Genomic DNA, 12,488 nt, shown 5'->3' with positions numbered 1-12,488 from the left:
AGTTTCGGAACGCTGTGAATCGCTGGCTGAAGCCGCGCGGTCGGACCGCACGCCGTCGAGCCACACGGCTCGACTGCTCGTCGTCGTCAGTCTTCGCCGCCGTTCCCGGGCGTGTCGTCGACGTCGGGGAACGAGATCAGGTTCTCGCGACCCAGGCGGAGCTTGTCGACACGGCCCTCGTCGGCCATCGCCGAGAGGAGCTGTGACACCTTCGCGTCCGACCAGCCGGTCTCGGAGACGATGTCCGCCTGCCGCATCCGCCCGCCGTTCCGTTCGAGCAGTCGCTCGACGCGTTCCTCGTCCGAGAGGAGTTCCACGTCCCGCTCGTCGTCTTCGGTCTCCTCGTCGTCGGCCGCCGTGTCGTCGGCCGTGGCCTCCGTCGCACCCTCTGGACTCGTCCCGCCGGCCGTCGTCCCTCCGGTCGTCGCGTCGCCACCACTCCCGGCCGTCTCGGTGTCGGGCTCCGCCGCAGTCCCGGCCACCCCGGAGCCGTTCTCGACCGTGGCGTCGGCGGACGCACCCGGCGGCGACCCGCCACCGGTGTCGGTCGTCGGACCGCCGTCGCCGTCGTTCGGCGGCGACACCGTCGCGCCGCCGAGGCCACCCTGGTAGGCGATCAACGCGACGACGGCGAGGACCACGGCCAACAGTGCGGCCCCGAACAGGAGCGTGTCGTCGCCGTCACCCGGCGGCACCGGCGACGCGGTCGGCGGCGACGTGGTCGGCGGCGAACGGTTCTCCGACGGCGGCGGCGTGGTGGTCGTCGGCGCCGCGAGTGTGTACGCCATCGTGAGCGGCTGCTCCGTGAAGTCCTGTGGCCCGGCGACCCTGATGCGTGCGTCGTCCAACGGGTACTGTCCCGTGTCCGTCACGCGGGAGTCCGGCGGTGCCTCCAACACCACGGTCTGGTTCGATCCGATCCGTGGGAGCCAACTCCCCTCACTCGTCCGGAACGCGTCGCCGACGCGGAACTGTCGGGGGCCCGTCCGGTTGGCGAACGCGGTCCACTCGAAGCGGAGTCGGAGTTCGCCGACGCTGTCGTTCACCAAGCGTGCGCGGCGGTCGACCGCCTGGACCGTCATCGTCCGCCCGGTCGCGTCGGCCGCCCGCGTGGCCGCTCGTCGCCAGACCGTCGGGTCCGGACCCACGGTGGCGTTACCGTCCTCGTAGTCGCCCGCGAGCCGGTCGAACGCCGCACGCTCGGCCGGGCCGGACAGTCGGTACCGCGCTCGGACCGCCCACAGGGCGTCGCCGTCGCTGCGCAACGAGACCGTGAACGTCGTGCCGGCACGTGTGACTGCCCGACCAGCGAGTGCTCCGGCAGATCCGTCGAGTGACTCGGCACCTCGTGTCGGCTCCCAGACCGTGGGTAGAGAGCGGGTGCGCTCGAAACCCGACGGCGCGTCTCGGAGTGTGAGACCCGACGGTGCGTCTCGGAGTGTGTCGGGTGTCGTGTGGGCGGTCTCGACGGGCGTGGGCGCCGCGGTCGCCGCCGTCGCGGCGGGCACGACGGCGGTCGTCGAGAGGAGGAGGGCGACCAACAGCAGGGCGGCGTGCCGCATTGTCGTTGTGTGGTCACCCCGGCACCAAAAAATGCTTTCTATCGCCCCGCCGTGGATCGAGACACGGCGACGCGTCGGCCCCGTCTCACTCGTCGTTCCGCACCATTTTTTGTACCGGCGGGCGGTACGAGGAGCCGATGAGAGCCCTCCCCGTGATCCTCGCCGCCGTGGTGGTGTTCGCCGGCGTCGGTCACGCCGCCACGTACGGCCCGCCGGCGCCCGCGACACCCGGGGACGCCGTCACACCGGACCAGTCCCCGGCGCCGTCCCCCGACACCGCCGCCGCCCCGGCGCCGTTCCCGACACCCGATCGGCCGACACTCCGCTCGGGGGCGACTGCCGCAGCGACCGAGACGAGTGACAGCGCACGGAACGTGAGCGGGAGCCCCAACGTGACTCGGGTGCTCGCACTCCCGTCCAACGCCGTCGACGCGACGGAGCTGACGAGTGTCCGGATCGACGCCGGGAGCGCAACTGCGTGGCGTGTCGACGCTGGGGCGGTCCGACTGGAGACGCTGGCGGTCAGAGAGCGGGTCGCCGGGACGGACGGCGCTGCCGCCCGCGCGGCGGCGATTCGGTCGGCGACCGACGAGTTGGGCAACCGGACGGCCGAGTTGCGGCAGCGTCAGGCCGCGTTGATCGCGGCGTTCAACGCCGGTCGGATCGACGAGCGGACGTTCCTGACGGGACTGGCGAGTGTCGACCGGACGGCGGAGTTGTTACACGATCGGAGCGACTACCTCGGCAGTGTCGCCGAGTCGTCGCTCCCGTCGGGGGCACCGACGTCGACGGAACTGTCCCGGCTCGACGCCGAGTTGACGACGTTCGACAGTCCGATCCGCGAACGAGTGGCCGCCGCCCTCGCCGGCGAGATCGGGCCGATCCGGGTGTACGTGGCGACGACCGACAAGGGACTCGCTCTCTCGACGCTCCGCGACGGCACGTACGTCCGCGAGGTGTACCGCGGGTTCCTCTGGGAGGAGGGGACGCCGGGGCTGACCGGGGCGGCGGCGGCGAACGTCACCGCCCGGAGCTACCCGGAGATCTGGGCGGCACGCAACGGGACCAGCGGCGAGGGCTCGAACGAGACGTTCACGCTCACCGTCGACTACCCGGGTGGCGTGTTGGAGACCTCCGTCCGTGGCGGTGTCGGTCGCGTGTTCCGCGAGGTCCAGCGACTCGACCTCGACCGCTACCCCGCGCGGGAGACGAAGAGCGAGGTACTGAACAACCTCCGGATGGAGGTCACCCGGACCTTCCCCGGTGGGCCGCTCCGTGTGACCGTGACGGACAACACGACCGGCGAGCCGGTGAACGCCTCCGTGTTGGTCAACACGATCGGTGCGAACCGGGTCACCCGGCTCGGGACGACCGGTGACGACGGCGTGTTGTGGGCACTTGGCCCCTCGAACCAGGGTGGGTACGCGATCACGGCCGTCGACCAGAACGACGGCGCGGTGATCGTCTCGACGACGCCGCTCCGACCGGTGACGGTCGGCGACGCGCTCCGGTCGCAGAGTGTCGCTCCCCCGGCGCGGCGTGTCGCGTCGCCGACACGGAGCCGCTCGACGGGAGACTGGTCGGTGGACGACCGAGTGCGACTCTGAGGACGCGTCGCCCGTCGAGAGTCCTCACCTACCGGTCGCTCTGCCCGCGGTACCGTTCGCGGGCGGCGACACGGACGCGGGTCTGGTTCCCGTCGGAGCCGACGAGCGCGAACACGGCGCGGCCGTCGCGGACGAAGGTGACCCCGCCGAGCGTCGCGGACTCGTTGCCCTCGGGAATCGGCGTCGCGAGTGTCTCGTTGCCGTCCGACAGCGCGAGTGCGAAGCCACGCTCGGCGGCGACGACGGAGACGTTCCACCCAGCGACCCGTGGTTCTGCACGCGCTGGTTCCGAACGGAACACCCGCCGGCGCTCGCCGTCGTGCACGAGCGAGACGGTGTAGGCGGTGCCGCCGCCCGCCGCCGAGTAGCCACGTCGGTCGACGGCCACCGTCTCGCGCCAGCCGACGCCACCGAGGACGACGGTCTGGCGCCCGCCGAACGCCAGTCTGTCCCGTGGGACGGCCGTCGTCCAGACGTTCCGGTCCGGGTTGCGGACGATCACCCCCGAGGTGTTCACGCTGGTCGAGAGGCCGAAGGCGGCCACGTCGACGACGGACACCATCCCGTTCTCCACGTCCTCGGCGTAGGTGACCGTGTACCCACGGACCTCGACCGGCTCGCCGGGGAGCGGCTCGTCGTCGACCGCCAACATGTTCGTCGGCACGGCGACACCCGCCAACACCGCCAGCACCATCACGAGGAGCGTGACCGACAGCGTCCGGACGGTCGTCGCGTCGAGACCCACCAGGAGTCCGGGTGTCTGTTCGCTCGTTCCAGACGCCTCGTCGTCGCCCGTAGTCGAGTCTCCGTGGTCGGGGGCTGCTCGCTCTCGGTCGTCACCGCCGTCCGCGCGCGTCGTGGTCGGATCGGGTGTGGAACCCGAGGTGGTCGGTGAGGGGCCGGTCTCGTCTGGGTCACGCTCGTCCCGGTCGCTCTCCACCGAGCCGTCGTCTTCGGTGTCGTCGACCGCCACCGCGGCGACGAGCACCGCGAGCACCACCACGAGCGAGAGGCCGACGGCACGGAAGAGGACGTACTCCCCCCCGCCGAGGAACCAGTACACCGCCCAGAGGTTCTGTGCGACGCCGACGAGCACCGCGCCGACGAGCAGCCGGCCGGGCGAGGGGAGCCCGCTCGTGCGTCGCTGTGCGAGCGCGCCCGCGGCGACGACCCCGAGCAGCAGTCCGAACGCGTGCCCCTGGATCGCGATGTCGGCCCACCACGGCGTGACGAACGCCGACCGACCGGACGCCGTCAGCGACGGGTCGCGGAGCGCGCGGTACGCCAGTCGGACGACACTGCCCGCCGAGAGCGCGACGACGGTACCCAGCGGGTAGTACACCAGCGCGAAGCCGACGAACGCGAAGACGACGCCGGAGAAGCCGATCACCGGCCCCAACGAGAACACCGCCGTCGCGACGCCGACGGCGACGACCGCCGCGGGGAACAGCACGAACGCCCTGACGTACGGGTTCCGAGCGTACCCGTCGAAGCTGTGTGCCCCACGCTCGCGGGGGTAGTGACCCCAGACGTACTCGACGAGCGGGGCGACCGTCACGGTCCCGACCAGGTTCCCGAGCAGGTGACTCGGGTTCGCGTGACCGAACGCCGCGACCGCGACGCCGGTCGGCGCGAAGTACGACCACGCCCGGAACGGGACGACGACGGGGTCGTACCAGTTGGACCACCCACCCTGGACGAACAGGTAGACGGCGACGACGAACGCCGCGGCGGTGATCGTCCCCCACGGGACGCCGAAGAGCAATCGCCGTCTGACCCGTGCGAGCGGGCGGCGACCGCTCCGCCGTTCCAGCGCGACACCGACGACGACCGCGAGCACGACCGCGACGAGCAGCGCCCCACGCTGTGCGACGGGCGGTACCTGACCGACGACTCCGACCATCTTGGTCGTCTCGTGGCGGTACGGCGTCTTCAATGACGGGGTGGTGACCCTGCCTCGACGGACGCCGAGAGACGACTCGACCGCGGAGAGACGCCGAGAGACGACTCACTCGCGGCCGAGTTCCAACCCCGGTGCCGTGGGGCGGTGTGTCTCTGGATTTAAGCCCCGGCAGCACACCACGCGTGGTATGGACACTGATATCACCCGGCGCGGGCTGGTCGCCGCGGTCGCCGCCGGCGCGACGGCCGGCGGGTTCCTCGGCCCCGTCCGGGGGTACCTCGATCGGTTCGCGCCGCTGTCGGGCGGCGTGTGGGACGCCGCCGACCGAGACACGCCCGGGACCGTCACATCGCCGTACGGCACCGCGGAGCTGCGGTACGACGACTACGGCGTCGCTCGCGTCTCCGGCGAGTCGGAGGCGGCGACGTACTTCGCCGTCGGCTACGCACACGGCCGCGACCGGTTGTTCCAGATGGACCTCCAGCGACGGCAGATGCGCGGGGAACTGTCGGCGGTGGTCGGCGAGGCGACGCTGGACTCCGACCGCTTCTACACGCAGGTCGACTTCGCCGGGGCGGCGGCCGCCACCTGGGATCGGATCGCCGACACGGAGGCCGGCCCGCTCGTCGAGGCGTACTGCGACGGGGTGAACCGCGCTCGCGGGGACCACCCGCTCCCGGTGGAGTTCCAACTGCTCGAGTTCGAACCGGACCCGTGGCGGCCGACGGACGTGATGCTCGCGGAGAAACAGATCGCCTGGGGGCTCACGGGGAGTTTCCGTACCCTCCGCCGCGCGACGCTGGCGGGGGAACTCGGCGCGGACGCCGCCCGCCAGTTGCTCCCGGCCAGACTCGACCACGACGACGCGATCCTCGGCCACGAGGGCGCGACGACTGGGTTCTCGCCACGCGTCGACGGCGACGGGGCGGCGTCGGTGTCGGACCCGACCGCTCGCGGCGCCGTCGGCTCGGGTGGATCGACCGACACGCGCCCGGACGACGCCGACCGGTCTGCCGGCGCGCGCTCGCCGGCACTCGACCCCGAGACGGAACGGTGGCTGTCGGCGGTCGAGCCGCCGCCGTGGATCGGGTCGAACTCGTGGGCCGTGTCCGGCGAGTTCACCGACACCGGCGCGCCGATCGTGGCGAACGACCCACACCTGACGCTGCAGGCGCCGCCGGTGTGGTACGAGCAGGTGCTCGACGCGCCCGACTACCGGGTGCGTGGTGTCTCGTTCCCCGGCGTGCCGCCGGTCGTCATCGGCGAGAACGACCACGGCACGTGGGGGTTCACCAACGCCGGCGCGGACGTGATCGACTTCTACACCTACGAGACGCGCGCCGACGGCACGGAGTACCGCTACGGCGACGAGTGGCGCGCGTTCGACACCGAGGAGACGACCATCGAAGTCGCGGACGGCGAAGACCGGACGGTGACGGTGCGGAAGTCCGTCCACGGCGCGGTGCTCGACCGCGAGTCGGACGGAGACGAACTCCGCGCTCCCGTCGGGCTCGCGTGGACCGGGCTCACGGCCACGGACACGACACTCGCGGTGCGGGACCTCAACCGCTCGACAGGGATCGACGACGTGGAGACCGCCCTCCGGCGGTTCGACGAGCCCACACAGAACTGCGTGTACGCCGACCGCGACGGGAACGTACTCTACCGCGTCACGGGTCGCGTCCCGATCCGGTACACGGACGGCGAGCCGGTGCGAGGCGACCGCGTGTTCGACGGCTCCGCTCGCGAGGGGGAGTGGCGCGGCTACACGCCGTACGGCGAGTCGACGTGGAACGGCGACCCGGAGACGACCGGCGGCGACGGGACGGGCGGCGACACCGCCGACGGCGAACTCGCACCTGCCGGTGCGGTGATCCCCTACGAGGAGATGCCACACGTCCGGAACCCGGCGTACGTCGGGACGGCGAACCAGCGGATCGTCGACGACGAGGCGTACCCACACTACTTCGCCGAGGCGTACGGCGAGCCGTTCCGTGGACAGCAACTCTGGCGACGCCTCGACGCCGTCGTCGACCGAGCGCGCGAGGACGGCGACTCGGTCACGCCCGCAGACCTCCGGTCGATCCAACGGGACGTGCGGTCGCGACGGTACGACAGACTCCGTCCGGTGATCGCCGCGGCACGCGAGGGGCTCTCCGGCGAGGTCGCGAGCGCCGCCGACGAGATCCTCTCGTGGGACGGCCGTGTGACCCGCGACTCCGTCGGCGCGCTGCTGTTCGTCCGCTTCCGGGCACACTACCGCGACGTGGCCGTCCGTCCGGTTCTGGCGGAGCGACTCGACGATCGGCGGGACCCGTCCGAGTACCTCCCGAACGACTGGGTGTTGGCGGGGTTGCCGCCGGACGCCGAGTGGTTCCCCGAGGGGCGCGACGCCGCGGTGCGGGAGGCGCTGTCGCGTACGGTCGCCGAGCGCGAGACGGAAGGGTGGGAGACGTACGGCGACTACCAGCGGACGACCGTCACGCACCCGTTCGACCGTGGCGGACTCAACTACGAGGTGTACCCCACGGACGGCTCGGCGGCGACACTGTTCAACGTCCACGACGAGGCGGACGCCGGCAGCAGTTGGCGACAGGTGTGTCCGATGGACGAGCGCACCTCGCAGTGTGTGCTCCCGGGGGGTAACGACGGCGTGCCGTTCTCCGAGCACTACGACGACCAACTGAAGCTGTGGGCCGACGGCGAGTTCAAACGGATGGACCGCGAGCACCGCGGCCCGGTGGCGGTCACCTTCGAGGAGGGGTCACAGTGAGCGACGACGAGTGGTCCCCGGACGACGACGCCGAGACGGCGCCGTCACCGGCCGCCGGGGAGACGGACGCAGACGGTGTGTCGGACGCGGACACGACAGCACGAGAGGTGGAGGCGGAAGCCGCACTGGACACAGACGCGACGGGGACGGACCCGGTCGCCGCGGACGAGACGGCGGCCGTGACCGGCGGCGCCCCGAGCACGCTCGACCGGCTCCGTGGCGAGCCGCGGACGCGGATGGCGACGGCGATTCTCGCAGTCGTCGTCGGGGTCGTGCTCGGCTCGCTCCACTGGGTCGGACTCGTCGTCGGCGCGGCGCTCGTCTCGCTCACTCGTGAGACGCCACGGCGCGGCCTCGCCGCCGGCGTCGGGTTCGGCGTCGTGGTCGTCGTCACACACGTCGCCGTCCTCGCGGCGAGCGGCTCGTCGGTGGTGGCGACCGCCGTCGCGATGCGACAGGTGTTCGGCGTCGGCGTCGCCGTCCCGCTCGTCGCCGGACTGATCGGCGGGCTCGCACGGTCCGTGGTCTGACTCCGTCGGCGGGCTCGCACGGTCCGTGGTCTTCTGCCGCCGACTTCGCACGTGCCGTGGTCTGACGCTGTCGCTACACGGCGCTCGCAGTCTCGTGGGTACCGTCGGCAGGGAGCCTACTCCGCCAGTTCGGTCACGTCCCGCAGCGTCCGCTCGCGGTCGTCGACGAGCGCCGACTCCAGGGCCCGACGCACTGGACGCGGCTCGGCGGGACCGCCGGCGGCCGCGACGCTCCCGACCGAGTCCGGCGCGAACGCCACGGCGAGGTGGTCGTACACGTCCGCGAGCACCGCCCGGATCGCGTCCCGCTCGGCGACGGTGACGCTCCCGGCGACGAGCGCGGCCCCCTTCCGGACGCGCTGCGCGATGCCGGCCACCTTCCCGCCCTCGACGGCGCGGACGGAGTAGTCACCCGGACAGTAGCTGTCGGCCGGTTCCCCCCGCGTCACGGAGGCGTCCACGGCGCGGAGGGCGTCGACGACGGTGTCGACGGCCGTCTCGTAGCGGTCGTCCAACCCGGTCCGGTCGCCGTCCGTCGGCACGGCGTGGGCGAACGCGAGGGTCGTCTCGGCGTACGCCACCGCACGGCCGCCGACGGACCGCTCGACCGGCGGGAACGCGTGGGCCGCCGCCGCGTCGCGAGCCGCCTCGTAGCCGTCGGCGCGCGTGTCCCGGCGACCGAAGGCGAGCTGTCGGCCGGGCGTCCACACGCGGACCGCCGGCACCCCCGTCTCGCCGGCCCGGTCGACCATCGCCCGCGTCGCCGCACGGTCCGCCTCGCGCGTGCTTCGGCGGCCGCGGTACACCCGAACGGTCGTCACGATGCCCGTTCCGGTCCGGGGCGTCTAAGCCGTTGCGACCCCGACGAGTGGTGTGACCGACCACGCGGACCGAGCCGGTGAGCGTCGGAGCGACGCGGGCACAGGTGGATCGGACGGCGACACCGACACGAGTCTGTCCGTCACCCGCGGCGGAGACGGCGACGGTAGCTGCGGCGAGGTCGTCCAGGTGACGCTCCTACGAGCCGTCGTCGAGCGCTATCGACGGTTCTCGGTGTACAACTCCCCGTACCCGGCCCACGACCGCGGCCACGGGATCGACCTCTACCCGGAGACGAACGTCGCCGCCGCCCCCGTCGCCGGGGAGGTGCTCGACACACGGACGGTGCAGTGTCCGGACCGGTCGTACGCCGTCGACCACGACCACCTGATACTGATCGACACCGGCGACGTGGTCGCGCGGGTCCTCCACGTCGACCCCGCCGTGGCGGCTGGCGACCACGTCGCCGTCGGCGACCCGCTCGGCGGGATGGTCCGCTCGGGATTCTTCGGGCAGTGGGTGGACAACCACGTCCACGTCGAGTTCCGCGACCCGACGGCGAACCTCTACCGCGCCAGCGGGTCGCTGCCGCTGGCCGTCGACGTACCCGTCGCGCCCGTGACGTGGAACGGCACCGCGCGTGTCGTCGACACGGGAGAGACGTACGCCGTCCTCGACGCGCCGAGTCACCCCGATCCCGGGACGTACGTCTCGCTCGCCAGCGACGAGGGCGTCCCACTGGACGGCGGACTCCCACACTACACGGGCGGCGGGCGACTCGACAGAACGCCGACGGCGAGCGACGAGGCCTCGCTCTCGCTGTTCGGGACCCCCGTGGGGACGGCGACCGGACGGACGGTCACCTGGGACGACGTGGCAGTCTCCGTCGACGGCAAGCGCGTCACCGGACTGTCGCTGTTCGCCTCTCGGGAGGCCGGCTTCGGCCCCAAGGTCGTCTCGCGCCCGGCGGCCGGCGAGCCGTCCTTCGAGATCGGCGAGACGGTGTCCGTCTCCGTCGAGCGAGTCGACGACCCACGACGGCTCGGGTGAGGGCACCCGGGTGACGGGTCTCTGGTGAGGGCACCCGGGTGACGGGTCTCTGGTGAGGGCACCCGGGTGACGGGTCTCTGGTGAGGGCACTCGACCGACTACACTCGGGCGACGGCGTCGGGGCGACGCGACACCACGGCCACTTTTCTCTCCCGATCACGCAGGGTGTGGGCATGGATCGTTCGAGTGAGGCCGAGGAGGGTGCGGGTGACGGTGACGGTGTGATCGACGGTGGCGGCAGCGGAGCGGCCGAGTCGCCGCCGGCGATCGACCGACCGGTGGTCGCCGTCGTGTTGGCCGGCGGCACTGGCACACGCTTGTACCCCGCAGCGCGTTCGGATCGCCCGAAGCAGTTCCTCCCGCTGGGTGGCGAGCGCTCGCTGCTCGCGCGGACACTCGACCGCACCGGCTTCGCCGACGCGACGGTCGTCGCGACGCGCGAGCGGTTCGCCGACGCCGTGCGCGAGCGGGCGCCGACGGCGACGGTGCTCACGGAACCGGAGCCGAAGGACACTGGTCCGGCGATGCTGTACGCCACCCACCGCGTCCGCGAGTTGGCCGCCGCGGGGGAGTTGCCGGTGCCCGCCCACGGCCCCGAGCCCGTGGTCGCCATCCTCCCGGCGGACCACCACGTCCCGGACGCGACGGCCTTCGAGCGGACGCTGGCGACGGGGGTGTCTGTCGCCGCCGAGACGGAGCGGCTCGTCACTTTCGGCGTCGAGCCGACGCGCCCGGAGACGGGGTACGGGTACGTCGAACCCGGCGCAGATCGAGGCGCGTACCACGACCTCGTCGCGTTCCACGAGAAGCCGGACGCGGAGACGGCCGAGCAGTTCCGCGCGGACGGCTACCGCTGGAACGCGGGGATCTTCGCGTGGACACCGACGGCCCTGTTCGCCGCCGCCGAGGGGACGCCGCTGGCGCCGATGCTCGACCCGCTCGCCGACGGCGAGCCGGCGGCCGCGTTCGACGCTGTCGAGCCGGTGAGTGTCGACTACGCCGTGATGGAGCGGACGGACCGCGCCGCGGTCGTCCCCGCCGACTTCGCGTGGGACGACCTCGGCTCGTGGGACGCGCTCGAACGCCTCGGCGAGCGGGACGACGACGGGAACGCGCTCCACGCCGACGCGGTGACCGTCGACGCGACCGGGAACGTCGTCGCGGGCGACGCCGAGACGCACGTCTCCCTCGTCGGCGTCGACGACCTGTGTGTGGTCGCGTACGACGACCGCGTGTTGGTGGTGCCGAAGGCGGAGAGTCAACGAGTGCGTGAGGTGGTGGCCGAGTTGCGGGAGTCGGACGAGTTCTGAACACCCGTGTACTGTGGGATGTCTCTGTCTCCGTAGCCGAGCCACCCCGCCGAGCCGCCGAAGTGGATCAACTCCGCAACCGCCCGCCGTCCACCGGGAGCGTCGCGCCGTTCACGAAGCCGGCGGCGTCACTCGCGAGGAACGCCACCACCTCGCCGAACCGTTCGGGGTCGCCGATCCGCGCCAGTGGCACGCCGTCGGCCCAGTCGGCCAGCCCCGCGTCGTAGTCGTCGAACTCCCCGCGGTCGATGGCGTCCTCGATCAACTCCTCGATCCGGGCGGTCTCGTGGGCGCCGGGGAGGACCGCGTTCGCGCGCACGTCCGGTGCCCACTCGCGGGCGAGGCTCTTCACCAGCCCGATCACGCCGCGGCGGACGACGTTCGAGAGGATCAGGTTCTCGATGGGTTCCTGCACGCTCGTCGAGGTGATCGCCGTGATCGTCCCGTTCTCGCTGGCTTCGAGGTGCGGTCGCGCCTCGCGGAGCGTCCAGACGACGCTCATCACGAGCGTGTCGTATGCGCCGTACCAGTCGCGGTCCGCCGCGTCCGCGAACGAGCCCGGCGGGACGCCGCCGGCGGAGGTGACGACGTGGTCGATCCCGCCGAACGCCTCGACGGTCGCCTCGACGAGCGCCGTCACGTCGCCGCGTTCGGTGAGGTCCGCCGCCACCGTCTCCACCGCGCCGGGTGTGTCCGCCAGCTCCGCCGCGGCGTCGTCCAGTCGCTCCGGGGTCCGCCCACAGATCACCACGTCGGCCCCCTCGCGGGTCAACGCCTTCGCGGACGCGAACCCGAGACCGCTCGAACTCGCCGTCACCAGTGCCGTGTCGCCGTCGAGACCCAGATCCATCTGTGACCCGGCGTTCGCCACGACGGCGAAAAGGTGCTTGGGTGGCGGTAGACCGCGTGCGGGGGTCACCGCGTCGCCGACGGG

The 12,488-nt window shown here is 72.3% G+C and carries 9 protein-coding genes; 5 read left to right on the top strand and 4 right to left on the bottom strand.

Going from position 1 to position 12,488, the window contains the following annotated elements:
* Positions 1–86: 86 nt before the first annotated feature.
* A complete protein-coding gene (locus RYH80_RS13080) occupies positions 87–1,562 on the bottom strand; it encodes a helix-turn-helix transcriptional regulator (protein ID WP_370904328.1) in 1,476 nt (491 codons plus the stop codon).
* Between the two features lie 137 nt (positions 1,563–1,699).
* Between RYH80_RS13080 and RYH80_RS13075 the strand changes: the two genes are divergently transcribed.
* Complete coding sequence (locus RYH80_RS13075; RefSeq protein WP_370904327.1) at positions 1,700–3,169, top strand: DUF7096 domain-containing protein; 1,470 nt, start codon at positions 1,700–1,702, stop codon at positions 3,167–3,169.
* Positions 3,170–3,197: 28 nt separating this feature from the next.
* Here the strand turns inward: RYH80_RS13075 and RYH80_RS13070 are convergent, their stop codons facing one another.
* Positions 3,198–5,072 carry a rhomboid family intramembrane serine protease gene (locus RYH80_RS13070; protein ID WP_370904326.1) on the bottom strand — a complete coding sequence of 625 codons (1,875 nt, stop codon included), beginning with the start codon at positions 5,070–5,072 and terminating at the stop codon, positions 3,198–3,200.
* Positions 5,073–5,259: 187 nt separating this feature from the next.
* Between RYH80_RS13070 and RYH80_RS13065 the strand changes: the two genes are divergently transcribed.
* Complete coding sequence (locus RYH80_RS13065; RefSeq protein ID WP_370904325.1) at positions 5,260–7,845, top strand: penicillin acylase family protein; 2,586 nt, start codon at positions 5,260–5,262, stop codon at positions 7,843–7,845.
* Entirely contained in the window at positions 7,842–8,375 is a 534-nt protein-coding gene (locus RYH80_RS13060; protein ID WP_370904324.1) for a hypothetical protein, read from the top strand. Before RYH80_RS13065 ends, RYH80_RS13060 begins: the two co-directional genes overlap by 4 nt.
* Before the next feature lie 116 nt (positions 8,376–8,491).
* On the opposite strand, the gene RYH80_RS13055 is transcribed toward RYH80_RS13060, so the two are convergent.
* The gene (locus RYH80_RS13055; RefSeq protein WP_370904718.1) at positions 8,492–9,127 is read right to left on the bottom strand and encodes a lipoyl protein ligase domain-containing protein; all 636 of its coding nucleotides are present in this window, start codon (positions 9,125–9,127) and stop codon (positions 8,492–8,494) included.
* A gap of 202 nt (positions 9,128–9,329) precedes the next feature.
* Between RYH80_RS13055 and RYH80_RS13050 the strand changes: the two genes are divergently transcribed.
* Both RYH80_RS13050 and RYH80_RS13045 read left to right on the top strand, forming a co-directional pair.
* Positions 9,330–10,244, top strand: a complete 915-nt coding sequence (locus RYH80_RS13050) for a DUF8155 domain-containing protein (RefSeq protein ID WP_370904717.1) — start codon at positions 9,330–9,332, stop codon at positions 10,242–10,244.
* 266 nt (positions 10,245–10,510) lie between these two features.
* Complete coding sequence (locus RYH80_RS13045; protein ID WP_370904716.1) at positions 10,511–11,554, top strand: mannose-1-phosphate guanylyltransferase; 1,044 nt, start codon at positions 10,511–10,513, stop codon at positions 11,552–11,554.
* 67 nt (positions 11,555–11,621) lie between these two features.
* Here RYH80_RS13045 and RYH80_RS13040 read toward each other — a convergent pair whose 3' ends face one another.
* Positions 11,622–12,404 carry an SDR family oxidoreductase gene (locus RYH80_RS13040; protein WP_370904323.1) on the bottom strand — a complete coding sequence of 261 codons (783 nt, stop codon included), beginning with the start codon at positions 12,402–12,404 and terminating at the stop codon, positions 11,622–11,624.
* Positions 12,405–12,488: the final 84 nt, after the last annotated feature.

Source organism: Halobaculum sp. MBLA0147, from assembly GCF_041361345.1.
In the GTDB taxonomy this organism is placed as follows: domain Archaea; phylum Halobacteriota; class Halobacteria; order Halobacteriales; family Haloferacaceae; genus JAHENP01.
This window is presented reverse-complemented; position numbering and strand designations above follow the sequence as displayed.

Excerpts from the sequence above, each read along its gene's own strand:
- RYH80_RS13040 (WP_370904323.1), bottom strand. The coding sequence starts at position 12,404 with ATGGATCTGGGTCTCGACGGCGACACGGCACTGGTGACGGCGAGTTCG.
- RYH80_RS13055 (WP_370904718.1), bottom strand. The coding sequence starts at position 9,127 with ATGGTCGACCGGGCCGGCGAGACGGGGGTGCCGGCGGTCCGCGTGTGG.
- RYH80_RS13065 (WP_370904325.1), top strand. The coding sequence starts at position 5,260 with ATGGACACTGATATCACCCGGCGCGGGCTGGTCGCCGCGGTCGCCGCC.
- RYH80_RS13070 (WP_370904326.1), bottom strand. The coding sequence starts at position 5,072 with ATGGTCGGAGTCGTCGGTCAGGTACCGCCCGTCGCACAGCGTGGGGCG.
- RYH80_RS13080 (WP_370904328.1), bottom strand. The coding sequence starts at position 1,562 with ATGCGGCACGCCGCCCTGCTGTTGGTCGCCCTCCTCCTCTCGACGACC.
- RYH80_RS13075 (WP_370904327.1), top strand. The coding sequence starts at position 1,700 with ATGAGAGCCCTCCCCGTGATCCTCGCCGCCGTGGTGGTGTTCGCCGGC.